General features: G+C 55.8%; 11 protein-coding genes and 3 tRNA genes. 4 read left to right on the forward strand and 10 right to left on the reverse strand.

What is annotated here, in order from left to right; translation table 11 throughout:
- Positions 1 to 182: 182 nt before the first annotated feature.
- The 3 genes from ACN9MQ_RS18120 (at position 183) to ACN9MQ_RS18130 (ending at position 501) form a co-directional block, all read left to right on the forward strand.
- Positions 183 to 259, forward strand: a tRNA-Met gene (locus ACN9MQ_RS18120).
- 44 nt (positions 260 to 303) lie between these two features.
- Positions 304 to 380: transfer RNA gene (locus tag ACN9MQ_RS18125), tRNA-Met, on the forward strand.
- 44 nt (positions 381 to 424) lie between these two features.
- Positions 425 to 501, forward strand: a tRNA-Met gene (locus ACN9MQ_RS18130).
- An 87-nt stretch (positions 502 to 588) separates the two neighbouring features.
- On the opposite strand, the gene amiC is transcribed toward ACN9MQ_RS18130, so the two are convergent.
- Positions 589 to 1,842, reverse strand: a complete 1,254-nt coding sequence (gene amiC / locus ACN9MQ_RS18135) for an N-acetylmuramoyl-L-alanine amidase AmiC (RefSeq protein ID WP_020883787.1) — start codon at positions 1,840 to 1,842, stop codon at positions 589 to 591.
- A 227-nt stretch (positions 1,843 to 2,069) separates the two neighbouring features.
- Between amiC and argA the strand changes: the two genes are divergently transcribed.
- The gene (gene argA / locus ACN9MQ_RS18140; protein ID WP_020883786.1) at positions 2,070 to 3,401 is read left to right on the forward strand and encodes an amino-acid N-acetyltransferase; all 1,332 of its coding nucleotides are present in this window, start codon (positions 2,070 to 2,072) and stop codon (positions 3,399 to 3,401) included.
- 34 nt (positions 3,402 to 3,435) lie between these two features.
- On the opposite strand, the gene recD is transcribed toward argA, so the two are convergent.
- From recD to thyA, 9 genes are all read right to left on the reverse strand, one after another.
- The gene (recD, locus tag ACN9MQ_RS18145; RefSeq protein ID WP_426021168.1) at positions 3,436 to 5,256 is read right to left on the reverse strand and encodes an exodeoxyribonuclease V subunit alpha; all 1,821 of its coding nucleotides are present in this window, start codon (positions 5,254 to 5,256) and stop codon (positions 3,436 to 3,438) included.
- Positions 5,253 to 8,795 carry an exodeoxyribonuclease V subunit beta gene (gene recB / locus ACN9MQ_RS18150; protein ID WP_426262664.1) on the reverse strand — a complete coding sequence of 1,181 codons (3,543 nt, stop codon included), beginning with the start codon at positions 8,793 to 8,795 and terminating at the stop codon, positions 5,253 to 5,255. The genes recD and recB overlap by 4 nt, the downstream gene beginning before the upstream one ends.
- The gene (gene ptrA, locus ACN9MQ_RS18155) at positions 8,792 to 11,674 is read right to left on the reverse strand and encodes a pitrilysin (RefSeq protein ID WP_020883783.1); all 2,883 of its coding nucleotides are present in this window, start codon (positions 11,672 to 11,674) and stop codon (positions 8,792 to 8,794) included. Before ptrA ends, recB begins: the two co-directional genes overlap by 4 nt.
- A gap of 139 nt (positions 11,675 to 11,813) precedes the next feature.
- Positions 11,814 to 15,188 (reverse strand): exodeoxyribonuclease V subunit gamma, encoded by a 3,375-nt coding sequence (recC, locus tag ACN9MQ_RS18160; protein ID WP_063925552.1) that lies wholly within the window; start codon positions 15,186 to 15,188, stop codon positions 11,814 to 11,816.
- 12 nt (positions 15,189 to 15,200) lie between these two features.
- Entirely contained in the window at positions 15,201 to 15,524 is a 324-nt protein-coding gene (locus ACN9MQ_RS18165) for a prepilin-type N-terminal cleavage/methylation domain-containing protein (RefSeq protein ID WP_014171443.1), read from the reverse strand.
- The gene (locus tag ACN9MQ_RS18170) at positions 15,509 to 15,910 is read right to left on the reverse strand and encodes a DUF2509 family protein (protein ID WP_068794979.1); all 402 of its coding nucleotides are present in this window, start codon (positions 15,908 to 15,910) and stop codon (positions 15,509 to 15,511) included. Before ACN9MQ_RS18170 ends, ACN9MQ_RS18165 begins: the two co-directional genes overlap by 16 nt.
- Positions 15,907 to 16,467 (reverse strand): prepilin peptidase-dependent protein, encoded by a 561-nt coding sequence (locus tag ACN9MQ_RS18175; RefSeq protein WP_223398789.1) that lies wholly within the window; start codon positions 16,465 to 16,467, stop codon positions 15,907 to 15,909. Before ACN9MQ_RS18175 ends, ACN9MQ_RS18170 begins: the two co-directional genes overlap by 4 nt.
- Positions 16,458 to 16,922 (reverse strand): prepilin peptidase-dependent protein, encoded by a 465-nt coding sequence (locus tag ACN9MQ_RS18180; protein WP_032680368.1) that lies wholly within the window; start codon positions 16,920 to 16,922, stop codon positions 16,458 to 16,460. Before ACN9MQ_RS18180 ends, ACN9MQ_RS18175 begins: the two co-directional genes overlap by 10 nt.
- 184 nt (positions 16,923 to 17,106) lie before the next feature.
- Positions 17,107 to 17,901: a thymidylate synthase gene (gene thyA / locus ACN9MQ_RS18185; protein WP_014171447.1), complete on the reverse strand. Its 795-nt coding sequence runs from the start codon at positions 17,899 to 17,901 to the stop codon at positions 17,107 to 17,109.
- Position 17,902 lies beyond the last annotated feature (1 nt).

Genomic DNA, 17,902 nt, shown 5'->3' on the forward strand with positions numbered 1-17,902 from the left:
CCGCGTGATGAAGATAACAAACCCACTGTTCTAAAGAAACGGAATCACATGCCCTTTGGCAAATTCTGAGCAAAAAATAGTCCAAATATCGCAACGCCGTTCAATTTACATACAAAGTTAATGATTTATGTGAAAAAGGGGTTGCATCACAAACCTAACCGAGTATAGTGCGCTTCCACGGACGCGGGGTGGAGCAGCCTGGTAGCTCGTCGGGCTCATAACCCGAAGGTCGTCGGTTCAAATCCGGCCCCCGCAACCAATTAAAATTTGATGAAGTATCTTCTACGACAGTAGGAAGACGGACGCGGGGTGGAGCAGCCTGGTAGCTCGTCGGGCTCATAACCCGAAGGTCGTCGGTTCAAATCCGGCCCCCGCAACCAATCAAATTTGAAGAAGTAAGTTTCTACAAGAGTAGAAAGACGGACGCGGGGTGGAGCAGCCTGGTAGCTCGTCGGGCTCATAACCCGAAGGTCGTCGGTTCAAATCCGGCCCCCGCAACCAATACTTCTAAAACAATAAACACCCTTCAGGGTGTTTTTTTGTATCTGCGGTGTGTGAAACTGCCGGGCGTTTACCCGGCGCACTCAACTACCCAAGCCTTGCCAGCGTCGCCCCATCAGAGAAATACGCCCGGATCCCTGCCAGAATCGACTCTGCCACTTCCTGCTGGAATTTTGCCGTCCTGAGCTTACGCTCCTCTTCCACGTTACTGATAAACGCGGTCTCGACCAGAATCGACGGAATATCCGGGGCCTTCAGCACCGCGAACCCGGCCTGTTCAACGCTGTTTTTGTGCAGCTTATTAACATTGCCTAGCTTGCCCAGCACCGCTTTACCAAATTTCAGGCTGTCGGTGATGGTCAGCGACTGCACCATATCAAACATGGTGTGGTCGACATAGCGGTCGCCACTTTTGCTCACGCCGCCAATCAGGTCCGAGGCGTTCTGAGAGTCAGCCAGGAATCTTGCGGCGGTGCTAGTTGCCCCTTTAGTCGAGAGCGCAAACACCGACGAACCGCTCGGCTGGCGGCTGGTAAACGCATCGGCATGGATCGAGACGAACAAGTCTGCACGCTGCTTCTGGGCTTTCGCCACGCGGACTTTCAGTGGAATAAAGACATCTTCGTTTCGCGTCATGTAGGCGCGCATATTGCCTTCTTTATCGATCAGCGCCTTCAGCCGGCGGGCGATTTGCAGCACCACATCTTTTTCCCGGGTACGATATTTCCCCACTGCGCCCGAGTCTTCGCCGCCATGGCCAGGATCAAGCATGATCACAATCGGGCGATCGCGCCCTGCTTTTCCGGGCTGCGGACCGCTCTGGGCCGGTGGTACCTGCTTCTCCAGGTTGCCCTGGTTGTAGTCTTCCAGTAATGCCAGCAGCGGATCCTGAATATCCGTCGCATTCGCCGGGTAGAGATCCATGACCAGACGCTCTTTAAACGTCGCAACAGGTGCCAGGGCAAACAGCTGCGGTTTAACGTTTTGCTTCAGCTCGAACACCATGCGCACGGTTTGCGGATCAAACTGACCCACGCGCGCCGATTTGATAAACGGATCGTCGCCGCGGATCTGCGCCGCCATTCCCTTAAGCACAGAGTTGAGGTTAACACCTTCGAGATCCACCACCACACGCTCAGGATTGCTGAGGGCAAATTGCTTATATTTCAGCACCCGATTGGATTCTACCGTAACGCGTGTATAGGTCGACGACGGCCAGACGCGCACCGCCACCACCTGACTGGTGGCGGCAAGACCCACCTGGCTGACGCTAAGCAACCACATCGCCCCTGCCCCTTTTAACAACCGGCGGCGGCTTATTGCTGAATTGGATCCCGACATGCTTCTCCCGAGCAAGAAAAGTGATTGATTTACAAAATCGCTAAATTGACCGAAAACTTTAACGAATGACGCATAAACTGTCATCTATAAAAGGGTAAACATTCATACGCTAACGCACGGATTACTTATCAATTTCTATGGGTCGCAGAAAATTTAGGCTTGCACACATGGCCACAATCGAATAAAAATACAGAAATTACGAATAAACATTCATTAAGGGTTGTGTCATGGTGAAGGAACGTAGAACCGAACTGGTCCAGGGATTCCGCCATTCTGTTCCCTATATCAACGCCCATCGGGGAAAAACGTTTGTCATCATGCTCGGCGGCGAAGCCATTGAGCATGAAAACTTTTCCAGCATCGTCAATGACATTGGCCTGCTGCACAGCCTCGGGATCCGCCTGGTTGTGGTGTATGGCGCGCGCCCGCAGATTGATGCCAACCTGGCCGCGCATCACCACGAGCCGATTTACCATAAACATACCCGCGTCACGGATGCGAAAACCCTTGAGCTGGTGAAACAGGCGGCGGGTCTGCTGCAGCTGGATATCACCGCTCGCCTGTCGATGAGCCTTAACAACACACCGCTGCAGGGCGCGCACATCAACGTTGTGAGCGGCAATTTTATCATCGCTCAGCCTCTCGGCGTGGACGATGGCGTGGACTATTGCCATAGCGGACGTATTCGTCGTATCGATGAAGAGGCCATTCACCGCCAGCTAGACAGCGGTGCCATCGTGCTGATGGGGCCTGTGGCAGTGTCCGTGACCGGTGAAAGCTTTAACCTCACCTCAGAAGAGATTGCCACTCAGTTGGCCATCAAGCTGAAGGCGGAGAAAATGATTGGGTTTTGCTCTTCCCAGGGCGTCGTGAATGATGAAGGGGTGATTGTGCCAGAGCTCTTCCCGAATGAGGCCCAGGCTCGCGTGGAAGCGCTGGAAGCCGAAGGGGATTACCACTCGGGTACCGTGCGTTTTTTGCGCGGTGCTGTGAAGGCCTGTCGCAGCGGCGTACGCCGTAGCCACCTGATCAGCTATCAGGAAGACGGTGCCCTGCTGCAGGAACTGTTCTCCCGCGATGGTATCGGCACCCAGATTGTGATGGAGAGCGCGGAGCAGATCCGTCGCGCCACCATCAATGATATCGGCGGAATTCTGGAGCTGATTCGCCCACTGGAACAGCAGGGCATTCTGGTTCGGCGCTCCCGCGAACAGCTGGAGATGGAGATCGACAAATTCACCATTATTCAGCGCGATAACCTGACCATTGCCTGCGCCGCCCTCTACCCGTTCCCGGAAGAGCAGATCGGAGAAATGGCCTGCGTAGCGGTGCATCCTGACTACCGGAGCTCTTCACGGGGTGAAATGCTGCTTGAACGCGTGGCGGCTCAGGCGCGTCAGATGGGGCTGAACAAGCTGTTCGTGTTGACTACGCGCAGCATTCACTGGTTCCAGGAGCGCGGATTTACACCGGTGGACATTGAATCACTGCCGGAGAGTAAGAAAGAGATGTACAACTATCAGCGCCGGTCAAAAGTGCTGATGGCCGATCTGGGATAATACGAAGCCCTCACCACCCGGTGGGGGCTTTCGCTTAAAGGGATTCAAATATCGCGCTCAGGCCGCTTCGACGTTCCGTGCGGGTGGCAATCGCCTGTAGCAGCACACGTTCATCGGCATACAGCGACAGGCGCTGACGCGCGCGCGTAATGGCGGTATAAATCAGTTCGCGGGTAATGACGGGCGAAAGCTGCGTCGGCAGGATCAGCGCCGCATGGTTGAACTCGGAGCCCTGAGACTTATGCACCGTCATTGCCCAGGCCGTTTCATGTTCAGGCAGACGGCTGGGCTGAACGGATTTCACGCTTCCATCCGGCATCTGGAACCAGACGCGCAGCCCCAGTCCACGATCGAGGGCAATCCCGATATCCCCGTTAAACAGCCCCAGCGCGCTATCGTTGCGGGCGATCATCACCGGGCGCCCCTCATACCAGCGCGAGTGCGGGGTACGGTGGATTTTGCGTTTCTGGCCCAGCAGCTGTTCGAACCTGTCGTTCAGACCGCTCACGCCAAATGGCCCTTCCCTCAGTGCACACAGTAGCTGATACTCGCCAAAGGCGGCGAGCGCCTGTGCCGGCGTGCATTGCTGTTGTACACCCGTCAGGAAATGCTGATACCCCTGCAGGGCGTCATCAAGCATCGCCTGATACTCGTCCCCGGTTTGCAGCGATTTTTTCTCGATATCGGTGAATTGACCGTCAAATACCGCACAGGTCGTCTGCCGGTCGCCTCTGTTCACAGCCGAAGCCAGCTGACCGATGCCCGAGTCGCTGCCGAAACGGTAGCTTTTTTGCAGCAGGCACAGGCTGTCGCGCAGCGCCCCCGCCAGGGAATGGTTTTCACTGGCGAGCGAACAGCCGGTCAGACGGGACAGCTCCTCAGCGCGTTCAGCGGTATATCCCAGGCTTGCATAAGTGCAGATATCTCCCAGCACCGCCCCGGCTTCCACCGAGGCAAGCTGGTCGCGATCGCCCAGGAAAATGACGCGGGCGTGCGCTGGCAGAGCATCAATCAACCGCGCCATCATCGTCAGGTCGATCATTGACGCCTCATCCACCACCAGCACATCCAGGTGCAACGGGTTACCGGCGTGATAACGCAGACGCTGGCTTCCCGGCTGAGCGCCCAGCAGCCGGTGCAGCGTGCTGGCTTCGTTTGGGAAAAAGGCAAGCTGCTCCCCGGTGAGTGGCAACTTCTGCAGCGCACCACCTAACGACTCGGTCAGGCGCGCCGCCGCTTTGCCGGTAGGGGCCGCCAGACGAATACGGCACTTTTGCTCACCTGATAACTGAATCAGGGCGGCAAGCAGTTTGGCCACGGTGGTGGTTTTACCGGTTCCCGGGCCGCCAGAGATGACGGAGATCCGCCGTGTTAAGGCCACGGCCGCCGCCACTTTCTGCCAGTCTGTCGCCTCAACAGAGGTAAACAAGGTATCCAGCGTTTGCCGCAGTTGGTCTTCATCGCAGGGAAGAGGCGCATTGGTCTCGCTGAAAAAACGCGCGACCGCCAGTTCATTACGCCACAGTCGGTTGAGATACAAACGATCGCCCGTCAGGATCATGGGGGTCTGGCTATCGGCTGCGCTGACGGCAGGCGAACGGTGCAACACCGTCGGCCAGTCCACGGATTCTCCCAGCAGAGCAAAGCAGGACTGCAGGGTCGCGGGCATTTTCTCATCCATCGCCAGACGCGAAAGCGGCAGGCAAACATGCCCTTCCCCTGCGTCTTTACTCAGGATGGCAGCGGCGAGCATCACGGCAGGCTCATCACCTGACACCATCATGGCGAACTGTACGTCCAGGTGGCGCAGTAGTCGCTGTTCTACCGCTTCCAGCAACAATTCCTGCATCGTCATGCCACTTCCTCCGTGTTTGCTGCAAATAAGTTATCCATTTTCTCAATCAGTGCCGCATGCGGGCGTGTGCTAAAGATACCTGAACGCGGGTCAGCCGCATCCACACCGCGCAGGAAAAGGTAAATCACCCCACCAAAGTGCTCTTCGTAACGGTATTCAGCAATGCGATGGCGCAGATAACGATGCAACGCCAGAGTGTAGAGCTGGTACTGCAGATCGTAGCGATGCATTTGCATGGCGGATGCCATCGCCTGCTGGGTGTAGGCTTCGCTGTTCTCACCCAGCCAGTTTGATTTGTAATCCAGCAGGTAGTAGCGCCCTTCGTGACGGAAAACCAGGTCGATAAAGCCTTTTAACATCCCCTGCACCTGGCGGAAGTTTAGCGGCGGGCAACCGGCGGACAACGGGTCATACTCGCGGATCACCGCATCAAGCGCGTCAGCCCGCAGCGGGCTGGCGATGGGAAGATAAAACTCCATCTCCACCTGTTTATCTTTGGCGGTCAACTGGCTGAGAGAGAGGCCCTCTGCCGTGAGCGGGGCGTGCAGAATAGCGCGGATCCACTCGGTGAGGACCGGCTGCCATTGTGCATCATAGCCCCCACTCTGTAACATCTTCAGGACCCATTCGTCAGAGACAGGCTGGGTAAAATCCAGCTCTTCAAACAGGCTATGCAAAAAGGTTCCCGGTGACGCGCCGCGTGGAAATTGATGCGGCGTAAGCGCAGGCTCAACCGGTACGCTACCGGCTCCGGCGGCATCAATATCCAGCTTTGGCATCAGATCCTGCGCAATGCTCTGCCCGTGCTGCTGTAACCCGGAGTAGCTGGTAACGCGCCAGTCGTCGGCAATGGTGCGCAGAATCTGCCGGGCTTCCAGTTTAGATTCCCGCCAGTCCGGCATCTGCCAGCGGCTGTTATCGGGTGGCGACGGAATGTGCAGGGCAACATGCTCGCCGCACAGCGACTCGATGCACTGGCGCAGCCCGGCAGCATCTTTGGGCTCGCCGAGCTGAATGAGTCGCCCCAGCGCGCTCAGGTGGAAATCGCTCTCCCCCGACTTGTCGCCACGACGGCGGAATAGCGGCGCCACGCCCAGGCTGCAGTGCCAGACCGAACGGGTCAATGCCACGTAGAGCAGGCGTAAATCTTCCGCCAGACGTTCGGCCTCGGCCAGCTCAACGCTGGACTCCGCTTTACTGAGATCGAGCACCGCGTCGAACGACTCGCGATCGTGGTAAAAGGCCTGATCCTGCACGCGGTAATTGGCGATAAACGGCAGCCAGACCAGCGGATACTCCAGGCCTTTCGACTTGTGAATCGTGACGATCTGTACCAGATGTTTATCACTCTCAAGACGCATCTGCTGGCTGGAGGCGTTGCTGTTTGGGTCGGCAATCTGTTGCGCCAGCCAGCGCACCAGAGCATGTTCGCTTTCAAGCTGCGTGCCCGCCTCCTGCAACAGCTCACTGATATGTAAAATGTCGGTCAGGCGGCGCTCACCGCCTGCTGTCGCGAGCATATTCTCCGCAAGGTGTCGCTTCGCCATGAGCTCGCGCACCATCGCCATCACACCGCGCTTCTGCCATCGCTCACGGTAGTGAACGAACTCTTCGACGACCGCATCCCATGCGGCTTCGTCATTATTGAGTGCATCAATGTCACGGGCGTTCAGACCGAGCATTGCGCTGGCTAGTGCGCTGCGAAGCGTACTTTCGCGCTCCGGGGACAGCACGGCCTGAAGCAGCCACAGCATCTCCTGTGCTTCCAGGGTTTCAAAAACGCTGTCACGGTTTGAGAGGTACACGGACGGGATGTTCAGCAGGGTAAGCGCATCGCGGATCAGCGACGCCTCCTGACGACTGCGCACCAGCACCGTGATATCAGACGCCTTCACGGGGGCTGACTCATTTTCCTTCCACAACAGCGCCTCGCCACGCGCACCAGCGCTGAGCCAGTCACGGATCTGCGCGGCACAATGCTGGGCCATGGCATTTTGATAGTCCGCGACGCCACAGCCTTCGCCGTCCAGCAGCCAGAAGTTCATGGCTGGCTGCGTTATCCCGTTGAATTCGAAACGCAACGAGCTGTTTTTTGCGGCAAACTTTACCGGCTGAAAGGGGATCTCACGGAACATAAACGCCGTATCCATGCGGCTAAACAGCGCATTGACGCTTTGCACCATGCCCGGGGAAGAGCGCCAGTTGGTATCCAGCGTATAGTGCGCCTCTACCTCACTGCGGGCCTTCATGTAGGTGAAAATATCCGCACCGCGGAAGGCGTAAATGGCCTGTTTCGGATCGCCGATTAACAACAGCGCAGTGTCGGGCTGTTGTCGCCAGATGCGGCGGAAAATACGGTACTGCTGAGGGTCCGTATCCTGAAATTCGTCAATCATCGCTACCGGGAAGCGGGTACGGATCGCGCAGGCAAGGGCTTCGCCGTTTTCACTGCACAGCGCCGCATCAAGGCGGCTCAACATATCGTCAAAACCCAGTTCGCCACGGCGACGTTTCTCACGTGATACGGCTTCGCGAATTTCCGTCATGGCGCGGGTGATCATCAGGTCATTGAGCGTAAGTGGCTCAGCGAGCAGCGATTCAATCGCAACAAACAGAGGATGCTCAGGCACAATGCCGTCGGCTTTAGTCCGCTCAATCAAAAAACGCTGCGAGAATTTCTCCAGTGCGTCCGGAAGCTGATAACCGCGCGTCTCTTCCTGCGCCCAGGCGCTGATCTTCTCGATCCATTTACCCTGGTTGCCGCGGTTAAATTTACGTCTGTCGATCCCGGAGTTTTCGATGATCGCCTCAATCTCACCGACAGACTCATTCCATTGTTGCTTGAGCGCAGCAATTTTTCCGACGATCTTTTCATGACGTGAAGCCAGCGTTTCGTCTGCAGGTGGCGGGGATTTGATAACCGGCGCTTCGCCCTGAAGATAACGGTCGATAGCGCAAAGAAGCTCTTCGGGACCTTTCCACAACGCATGGACCGCTTCAGCGATATCGCGCGATAAAGGGTAACAGTGGCGACGCCAGAAATCCGCACAGGCCTGATAGCGAAGCACAGATTCATCTTCAATGAGCTGCTGTTCAAACAGCATTCCGGATTCAAACGCATTCAGGCTCAGCATGCGCTGACAAAAACCATGAATGGTGAAAACGGACGCTTCGTCCATCTGCCGTTCCGCCAACAGCAGCCACTGGGCGGCCTGTTGCTTATCTGCAATCTCTTCAAGAAGGCTGGCGTAGAGAGGGTTATCCGTGGTCTGGCGCAGGCAGGCGATGCGCAGCTCATGAATATTGGCACGAATACGACCGCGCAGCTCAGCGGTAGCGGCCTCGGTGAAGGTGACCACCAGCAGCTCTTCCACGCTTAACGGACGTGGAAAAGCGGCGTTACCACCAAGCCCTAACAGAAGACGCAGATAGAGCGCGGCAATGGTGAAGGTTTTTCCCGTTCCCGCTGAGGCTTCAATCAATCGTTCACCCTGTAGAGGTAAACGTAAGGGATTAAGGGGCTCAGCGGTATCGGTCATTCTTTCTTACTCCAGGGCATAGATTGCTGCAGCGCGCTGACGCTCTTCCAGATCGTCCAGCCTTTCGGGTTAACGTAGTCCGTTTTCCCATTCTGACTACCGGAAACCTGCGACAGAATCGCCATTCCCTGCGGTTTAACCACCGCCTGGTGGAAGAAATCAGCAACCTTCTGCGGCGTCAGCTGTTTTATCTCGGCCACTACTTTATCACGCGAATCAAATTTCAGATTACCGCGATCAAAATCTTTGCTCAGTTGTGATGCTTCTTCACCCAGCGTCTGCGGCGGCTGCATCACCTGCGCGATGACGGCCTGCTGAATCTGAGCAAACTCCTCCGGCTTCATCGCCCGCAGCTTCGCTTCCGCCTGTGGGAAGAATGCCTGATAACGCTGCCAGAGATAAGCAGGCTGTTTATCACTGCTTTGCAGCAGGAAGCCCAGCCCCCACTGGCGACCCACGTTCATGGAGAAGGCAAAGACCGCGTAACCAAGCTGCTCTTCTGTACGCAGTTGGTTGTAGAACCACGGCTGAATAATCTGCCCCAGCACCGCACTCTGCGCGGTACTGGTGAATTCATCATAACCCGTGGGTACAAACACAGCAGCCAGGGCTGAATCCGTGCTGTTACCCGCCTTTTCAAAAATCACATTCTGTTTTTTCTCAACCAGTACGTCCTGGTTGCGGCACCACTCGTCACCTTTCGAACCAAGCTGCGTACGGACATTTTCTGCCAGTGTTTTGGCCTGTACGTCACTCATGTTTCCGACGATAAGGAACTCCGGACGCGTGTTCGTTTTCAGCGCATCACGATACGCCAGCACATCTTTTAAGGTGATAGAGGGCAGTAGCGCCCGGCGATCTTCGCGCTGGAAATAGGGAATTTGCGAAAGCATTTGCGTCGGCATGAGCGCCAGGTCATACGCTTTACCCTTCTCGGCAGAATCCATCATCTGCGCATACCAGGATTTGGCCTGCTCAAGTTGCTCTTCCGTCGGGGTATAGCTGAAATAACCTTCCAGTAACGCCTGGAACAGCTGCGGCAGACGCTGGGTGTAGCCGTTGGCATTGACCATCAGACCGTTATTGGCGTTGGTCGAGAAGCTTATCCCGCCGACGGCCGCCTGATTGCTAAGCTGATCGAGTGCGATACCGGCAAGATAGTCATTGAGCGCAAACATCACCTGATTTTTAGCGCTGTTCATTGCTTTTGGGTTACGCAGAACCACGCTCACATCGGCTTTCGGTTCACTCGCGAAATAGCGGCTTGGCGTATACACCACGCGCAGCGTCGGCTCATCAACGATAAGTTCCGGGTGCGGATAGGCTTTCGTGGTTTTAATCAGCGAGAAATCATCCGGAATGTAGGGGTTCAGCTCCGGCAATTTAAGCGCGATCTCACCGGCCTTTTTCTGCCAGTCGGCGAAGGTCTGGTCACTGATTTTATCCACCTGGTAAGGGGCATCGACAAAATAGGCCATTTTGTTATGCGGTTCGTTCGGGCTGATATACCAGACGCGGGCATTCTGCGGCGTCATCATCGCCAGGCGGGCTTTTACCGCGTCGGCGTCATACTGGTCGGCAATATTGACCGCGTCGAGGGTATGTTCCACCGGCACACGGATCATGGTATCCGCCAGCCATTCAACGTAATCCATGTCGCGGGTAATGGACGGATAACGGAAATCGAGATCCAGCACGTGCGCCAGTTCATCAAAGTAGCGTTTATCGACGCCTTTATCGCGCAGCAAAGAGAGATAGCTGAAGATAGCCGCCACGACGTCATCACGGTGAGCCAGACCTTTGTCAGTCAGGGTGGCGGAGATCGCCAGCACGCCGCTGTTGCCGTTCACAACCGGATCGGAGTCGGCACGGATACCTTCCACCAGCCCTTGTTTTTGCAGCCAGTCAGAAAGTGTTCCCGGGCTACGATTGCCAATCAGGTAGGTGACCAGTTCATCGGTTTTGCTGCGAAACTGCGCCGTATTGTTATCAATGCGGAACTCAACGCGTAACACTTTACGCGGCAGTGCAGGAACGTAGTGGATAACGATCCCTTTTTGCGCGTCCGTGACCACAGGAACGTTTATCTGCGGCAGGTCGATATTTTTATTCGGTACCCGGCCAAACGTCTGTGCCGCCATGCTTGCCAGCTCAGGCAACGGTTTGTTGCTGTAGATGACCGCTTTCATCAGATTGGCGGAGTAGTATTTATCGCGAAAGGCATGCAGGGCATCCAGCACCGGGCTGTTCGGTTTATCGCTCAGCGTCTCCAGGTTACCACCGGAAAAACGCGATCCCGGGTGCGCCGGGTTAATGGTTTCTGCACTCACCTGCGCCATGCGCATCCCGTCTCGCGTACGGGCAAGGGTCAGTTCAGCATTAACGGCATTGCGCTCGCGGTCAGCGTATTTTTTATCCAGCAGGGGAGCCGCGATAGAATCCGCCAGACGATCCACTGCACCTCCCAGCGCATCATTCTCAACTTCGAGATAGAAGGCTGTACGGTACGGCGCCGTGCTGGCGTTGTGGCTGCCGCCATGCATTTTGAGAAATTCGGACAGGCTATCTGGCTGTGGGTATTTTTTGGAACCCATAAGCGTCATATGTTCCAGATAGTGTGCAAGCCCAGGGTGGGCTTCCGGATCTTCCAGCGACCCAACCGGCACCACCAGTGCCGACAGGGATTTTACCGCCTGCGGATCGGAAACCAGCAGCACAGTCATCCCGTTATCAAGGCGAATAGCCTGATACTGACGGGTATCTTTTTCGCTCTTACGGATAGTTTCCTGAATGGGTTGCCAACCGGAGCCTGCCTGAGTGAAAGGTGCCCAAAGGGCGACAAACAAAACAAACGCTTTGAACAAGGTGCTGCCTGGCATTACGACCTCTTTATCACGGCTACATCATTAACAAACTGCGTGCTGGACTCACCAACATCTCTTTCTTTGGGTACATCAGTCCGTGATAAGAAGTGCATCATAAATGAACACCCCATGCTGCGCAATTTTTATACAGCACTCAGGACTGATTAAATTTGAACAACGGTAACAGGTAGCGTTGTGCTTCTTCCGTGATAGCCTCGAAGTATTCAGGCTCAAGCGTTCGCCATAAACGTTGATACCAGACATCCTCACCTTCGCCGCGCACCATCATGTTACCTTCATACACCTGCATGAATTTACTCCGTGCTTTCTGCAGTGAAGCGTCATCCGTTAACATGGCATCATTCTGTGCGTCATAACAAGCTTTTATCCAGGCGCCACCGCTCTCGGGCAGTAGCAGGAGCGGTTTATTCATTCCCCGCAGATAGCCTTCAACGTACAAGGATAAATAACGTAACGCCTGCTCTGCGTCCATCGGCGGAAAGCGCCATTCGCCCTCTTTGCGGACAAAAATACGGCTTTCGCCTTTATGGCCGCCAGCACTGTAGACAAGATGTTCGAGCCAGAGTTGCAAACCTTGTGAAACGCTAAGCATGGAAGGACGCCAGCGCAGGAGCCCATCCGGCTGTACCTGAGTTAGCCAGCCCGTGAGCTGCACACCCTGGCAGTTGAGATCGATTTCAAGACTGGTTCCGGGTTGCCGGCATTCCCTCACGCGTTCTGCCAGAGCTTCCATCTCCTGGCGCTGCGCCTCCCAGACAATTTCTCCGAACGCCCCGTAGGGTAACTGCCCCGCAGCACGGTAGCGGCGGTAAAGCTTGTCGGCATCTTCCTCTTCAACCAGCGCGTTCAGCAGCTGCAGGTTTAACTGATAACGCTCCAGCCCTTCCAGCGTAAACGGCTCTGCATCAGGAATTTCACTCTCTTCAGAACGGAAATTGACCTGCAACCGTTGCTGGAAGAAAGCGCGTACCGGATGCCCCCAAAACCGCTGAAGCTGTTCAAAGGTCAGGGTGTCTATCGGGCGAGGATCAAGCTCCTGAATGAAATCGGTATGCGCTCTCCCCTCTTTTTTCGCCGCAGGCAGCCATTCGTGGGCATAGCTCTGATGATCGCTGACCACGTAGTTCACCGGGTCAAACGGCATGCGGCTATGGAAGCGGGTGATATGCGCCTTCACCCGCTGCGCGCTTTCATCACAGTTACGGGCTTCATCCCCCGCCAGATAGTGGCTCTGCCCGATATAATCCACCAGTTCCTGCACCAGAACAGAAGGAAAGCGCTCGCTGTTGTCCTGGATAGAACGACCGATATAGCTGATATACAGCTGACGTTGAGCCGAAATGAGCGCCTCAAGGAAGAGATAGCGGTCATCGTCACGACGGCTACGATCGCCCCGCTTTGGATTCGCACTCATCAGATCAAAACCCAGTGGTGCCAGGGCGCGTGGATAAATACCGTCATTCATTCCGAGCAGGCACACCACTTTGAACGGGATAGAACGCATTGGCATCAGGGTGCAAATATTGATTGGGCCTGCCAGGAAACGCTGGCTAATTCGCTCCTGATCGAGCCGTTGCGTCAGCTCATCGCGCAGCAATGACAATGGGATAGCCTCGTTATAGTGGGAACTCACGCCCTCTTCGACGATTGCCTGCCACTGCGTTTCAATGAGCGCCATAGCGGCTTCGGTATCACTGTCCGGCAGGAAGAAATCATTGAGCAATGCCCTGCAAACCGGGAGCCACGCATCCAGCGGACGCGGCTGCATCAACTCAAGCCGCCAGCGGTTAAGTTGCATCAGCAGGGAAGCTAAATGACCGACCAGCTCAGCGATCAACCCGCTGGACTCATCGTAGGGCAGGACTTCATTCCACTCGCCCTGGCTGCTTTCCATCGCATAGCCCAGCAGCATACGCGTCAGGCCAAACCGCCAGGTGTGCTGGCCGGTAGGAGGAAGCTCGAACGCCTGAACGTTGTCATCATCAATGCCCCAGCGTACGCCGGACTCGTTAACCCACTGACGAAGGTAGCGCAGCCCCTCTTCATTGATATTGAAACGTGCGGCCAGGACTGGGACATCCAGTAATGCCAGGACATCTTCGGAGATAAACCGGCTATCCGGTAATGAAAGCAAAGTAATAAAGGCCTGCAAGGCCGGATGAGACTGGCGGGCCCGTCGGTCAGAAATGGCGTACGGCAGGTAGCGTTCACCCGTCGCACTCCCAAAAACAGCCTGAATAAAGGGACTGTAACTGTCGATATCCGCCACCATCACCACAATGTCACGTGGCGTCAGCTCAGGATCGTCCTGCAGCATCGCCAGCAGTTGATCGTGAAGGACTTCAACCTCGCGCTGCGGGCTGTGGCAAACGTGGATCGTGACGCTGCGATCGTCGCCGTCCAGCTTGCGCTTACTGTCGCTGCGTTCAAATTCTTTCGCCGTAACGCCCATGACGGCGCGGTTTTCGAGATCCAGAATGTCGAGCTGGATATTATGCAGCAGGCTATCCGGAGCGATCTCGACGAAGGCATCCACATCCCCTTCGCCTGACGACGTGATGTCTGAGAGCATGTGAATGTAGTCGCGGCCCAGCTTTCCCCAAGAGGCAAGCAGCGGGTTTGGCAGGTTTTGAATGCCGTGCTCATCAAATAGCTGTGCGGCAGACGCGCTGTCTTTAAACAATGGTACGGTACGCTCTTCAAACAGGCGTCGTCTCTGGCGAGACACCAGTCGCGAAAGCCAGCGTTCATCCTGAATGTCGCCCCAGTACTGGCGACACGGATTGGTAAAGAGGATATGTATGTCGATGTGTTTACCCAGTGCACTCAGCGCCTGCAAATACACCGGTGGCAGCGCCGAGATGCCGCAGATAAACACGCGAGAGGGCAGCCGGGCTGGTCGCTCAGCGCTGTTTTCCAGTATGGAGATAAACCGCTGGTAGAGGTTTGCACGGTGCCACTTCGGCTGGCCAAGTTTCTCAGTGTGTTCCACCAGCGCTTTCCAGAGCGGTGCCTGCCAGACTTGCGCCTCCGGTAACCCGTCGACCCGCTCGCCCGCTTCCCAGCGAGTCAGCCATTCCGGGCGATACACCAGATACTGGTCATAGAGATCGGCGGTGCGCGATGCCAGCTGGAACAGCTTGCGTTTATCGGTGTCGTCATTGAGGTAGTGGCGTAGCATGACGAATTCATCATGCTGCAGCATGTCCGGCAACAATGCCATCAGCTTCCAGCTCATGCTTTGCTTGTTGAAGGCACTCTGTTCCGGGATGTCCGGCAACACGCGGACAAACATCTCCCAGATAAAACTCGCGGGCAGCGGGAAATCGATATTTGCGGCAATGCCGAATTTACGCGAAAGCGACATCTGCAGCCACTGCGCCATACCGGTGCTCTGCACCAGCACCATTTCTGGCTCAAAAGGATCGTCAAGCCGCTCGCGCTCAACGATAAATTCCATCAGCGCTTCCAGCACATCCAGACGATTTGAGTGGTAGACCCTTAACATAGACGCTCCCGACTACTGGCTAACCGGGCAATGCAGACGCGTCATCTCGCCGCGCCGCCCCAGAGGAGAAATAAGTGTAACCGTGATGCTGACACATCCAGAGAGTGTTGTCTGCCCCCGACTGACCTGCCAGCCTGCCGGGAGAGCAATTGTTGAAAGCTGAGACTGATTCCAGGCATGGTGCCAGAGCTGACGATACTGATTAAACATGGAGAACCGCGTCGCCAGTGCCCGCTGATAACCCGACAGTGCCGTGACGATCATCACCAGCAGCATCATCGCCAGTAATACCTCAACCATGCTAAAGCCTTTTTCTCTGCTCACGGCAGCTGGCATAACGCACTCTCCTTAAGCGGACAAAAATCACTCCAGCCGTGTGGCGAGAAATGGATCTTACCGTCGATGATTTCGCCTCTGCGCCATAGCTGCAGGTCATCACTCCCGGCGATAAGCAGCACACGCGCTTCATTCAGTAGCCGCAGGCAAACTCGCCACGCCGATACCTTTTTGCACTGGATCTCAGGCTCAGATAACCAGCTCTGAACGCGTCCCCATTCAAGCGCTGACTGCACGGATGCCTGCTGTTGAACCGAGCGGCTCTCACCGCCCACCAGTGCGCTAAACGTGGTCAGCTGCTGATTGAGGCCGGTGAGGATCAGCGAGCCCAACACCAGTAAAAGTAACACCAGCGCCAGCGAGGACATCCCGCGCTGCCGGTTCACAGGTTGTACCCTGTGACGCCATAAAAAGCCTGACAGGGCACCCCCTGCTCGCCCTGACGAAGGGCGGTCATTTCAATATTCAACTGGGGGGCAAACCCCGCATGCTCAACTTGACTCACCACAAAGTGCTGGATGAGAAGCCTGTTGGGGTCAGTGAGTTTCTCCCATCCTTTACCTTCACACGAGGTCGCCCCATGCAGGGTCTCCAGTGCACCTGATTCCAGACGAAAACCTGTGCTGTCGTTTTCCGAAGACGAGCTATCCCAGTTACCGTTACTGTTTGCATCCCACCGTACAATGACACAGCGACCTTGCCTGCCGATCGTCAGTCCCTGCCCCGCACAGTTTCCGGCGCAATAACCCGCACGCTGAAGCTGCTTGCCGAGGGAAAAAAGGCGTTGCCACACCTCCTCCTCAAGCTCCCGCTGACCGGACTGCTGTAAAACAGCCCGCTGCAAGCCCGGTAAAAAGCGCGAGGCGCTTATCAGTAAAAGACTGCTGATCGCCGTGGCAATCAAAACTTCCATCAGTGAGAAACCCTGCTGGTTTAGGGACATGAACCTTCTCCTGTGACATTGCACATCCTGATTCGCCCTCCATTCGAGACAATGACGAGCCATTCTCCTGCACGACTTTGCAGGCGTATTCGCCCTGCCCATGCCGTATCCCTGAGTCCATAGAAGCCAAATAACGGCGTTATTTCACTCACCGTGACCTCCGGCCACAGGGGAATAAATACAAACGGACTGCCCTTATCACAGCCCTGCACGAATGCGCTCATCAGACAGGTGACGCCCCTGTCGCGCCGCAGTGTGACCTGGTGGTCACGGTTGTGCCGGTTTGCGTCATTACGCAGAAAGACCAGGTAATCACGCACCTGCCCGGCAGTTTGCCAGAGCCGTTGCTGCCGTTGCCAGTTGTCCCAGCCGTATAGCCCGGAGGCGCTGAGAATGACCACCAGCGAGATAGCCACCAGGGTTTCGATAAGCGTAAAACCGTTCTCTTTTTTCATGCCGGGAGTGTGGCGAAATGGCCTGGAATTGACGAGCAACGGATGACCGTTTTACGAGCCCTTATCAAGGAAAGTTAAGCGGTTGCAGTGCGTTGCATACGTTCTGGATAACGCGTCGGAAAGCGGCAAGAAGGCGAAAAAAAACCGGCGCTAAACAGCACCGGTTATGTCACGATTGACGGACTCAGATAGCGACGGGCGCTTTGATGCCAGGATGAGGGTCATAACCCTCAATCTCAAAATCGTCAAAGCGGTAATCAAAAATGGATTCCGGTTTGCGTTTGATAATCAGCTTAGGCAAGGCGCGCGGTTCGCGAGTCAGCTGGAGATGCGTCTGTTCCATATGGTTGCTGTAGAGATGGGTATCCCCACCGGTCCAGACGAAATCGCCCACGTCCAGATCGCACTGCTGCGCCATCATATGCACTAACAGCGCATAGCTGGCAATGTTGAACGGCAGGCCGAGGAACACGTCGCAGGAACGCTGATAGAGCTGGCAGGAGAGCTTACCGTCTGCCACATAGAACTGGAAGAACGCATGGCACGGTGCCAGTGCCATTTTGTCCAGCTCGCCGACGTTCCAGGCGGAAACGATAATACGGCGCGAGTCCGGATCGTTTTTCAGCTGGTTCATCACGGTGGTGATCTGGTCAATATGGCGGCCATCCGGCGTAGGCCATGCGCGCCACTGCTTACCGTACACCGGGCCCAGGTTGCCGTTTTCATCTGCCCATTCGTCCCAGATAGAGACGTTGTTTTCATGCAGATACGCAACGTTGGTATCGCCTTGCAGGAACCAGAGCAGTTCATGAATGATCGAGCGCAGGTGGCAGCGCTTTGTCGTCACCAGCGGAAAACCTTCCTGCAGATTGAAGCGCATCTGGTGGCCAAAAATGGAGAGCGTGCCGGTACCGGTACGGTCATTTTTCGGCGTGCCCTCATCGAGCACTTTTTTCATCAGTTCAAGATACTGTTTCATG

The sequence above is a fragment of the Enterobacter sp. R-25 genome (genome assembly GCF_049913205.1).
In the GTDB taxonomy this organism is placed as follows: Bacteria; Pseudomonadota; Gammaproteobacteria; order Enterobacterales; family Enterobacteriaceae; genus Enterobacter; species Enterobacter ludwigii.

Bases quoted from the DNA above. Each gene is read 5' to 3' on its own strand.
- ACN9MQ_RS18180 (WP_032680368.1), bottom strand. From the start codon at position 16,922: ATGAAAAAAGAGAACGGTTTTACGCTTATCGAAACCCTGGTGGCTATC.
- recB (WP_426262664.1), bottom strand. From the start codon at position 8,795: ATGACCGATACCGCTGAGCCCCTTAATCCCTTACGTTTACCTCTACAG.
- thyA (WP_014171447.1), bottom strand. From the start codon at position 17,901: ATGAAACAGTATCTTGAACTGATGAAAAAAGTGCTCGATGAGGGCACG.
- ACN9MQ_RS18175 (WP_223398789.1), bottom strand. From the start codon at position 16,467: ATGTCCCTAAACCAGCAGGGTTTCTCACTGATGGAAGTTTTGATTGCC.
- ptrA (WP_020883783.1), bottom strand. From the start codon at position 11,674: ATGCCAGGCAGCACCTTGTTCAAAGCGTTTGTTTTGTTTGTCGCCCTT.
- recC (WP_063925552.1), bottom strand. From the start codon at position 15,188: ATGTTAAGGGTCTACCACTCAAATCGTCTGGATGTGCTGGAAGCGCTG.
- recD (WP_426021168.1), bottom strand. From the start codon at position 5,256: ATGACGATGCAGGAATTGTTGCTGGAAGCGGTAGAACAGCGACTACTG.
- ACN9MQ_RS18165 (WP_014171443.1), bottom strand. From the start codon at position 15,524: ATGCCAGCTGCCGTGAGCAGAGAAAAAGGCTTTAGCATGGTTGAGGTA.
- amiC (WP_020883787.1), bottom strand. From the start codon at position 1,842: ATGTCGGGATCCAATTCAGCAATAAGCCGCCGCCGGTTGTTAAAAGGG.
- argA (WP_020883786.1), top strand. From the start codon at position 2,070: ATGGTGAAGGAACGTAGAACCGAACTGGTCCAGGGATTCCGCCATTCT.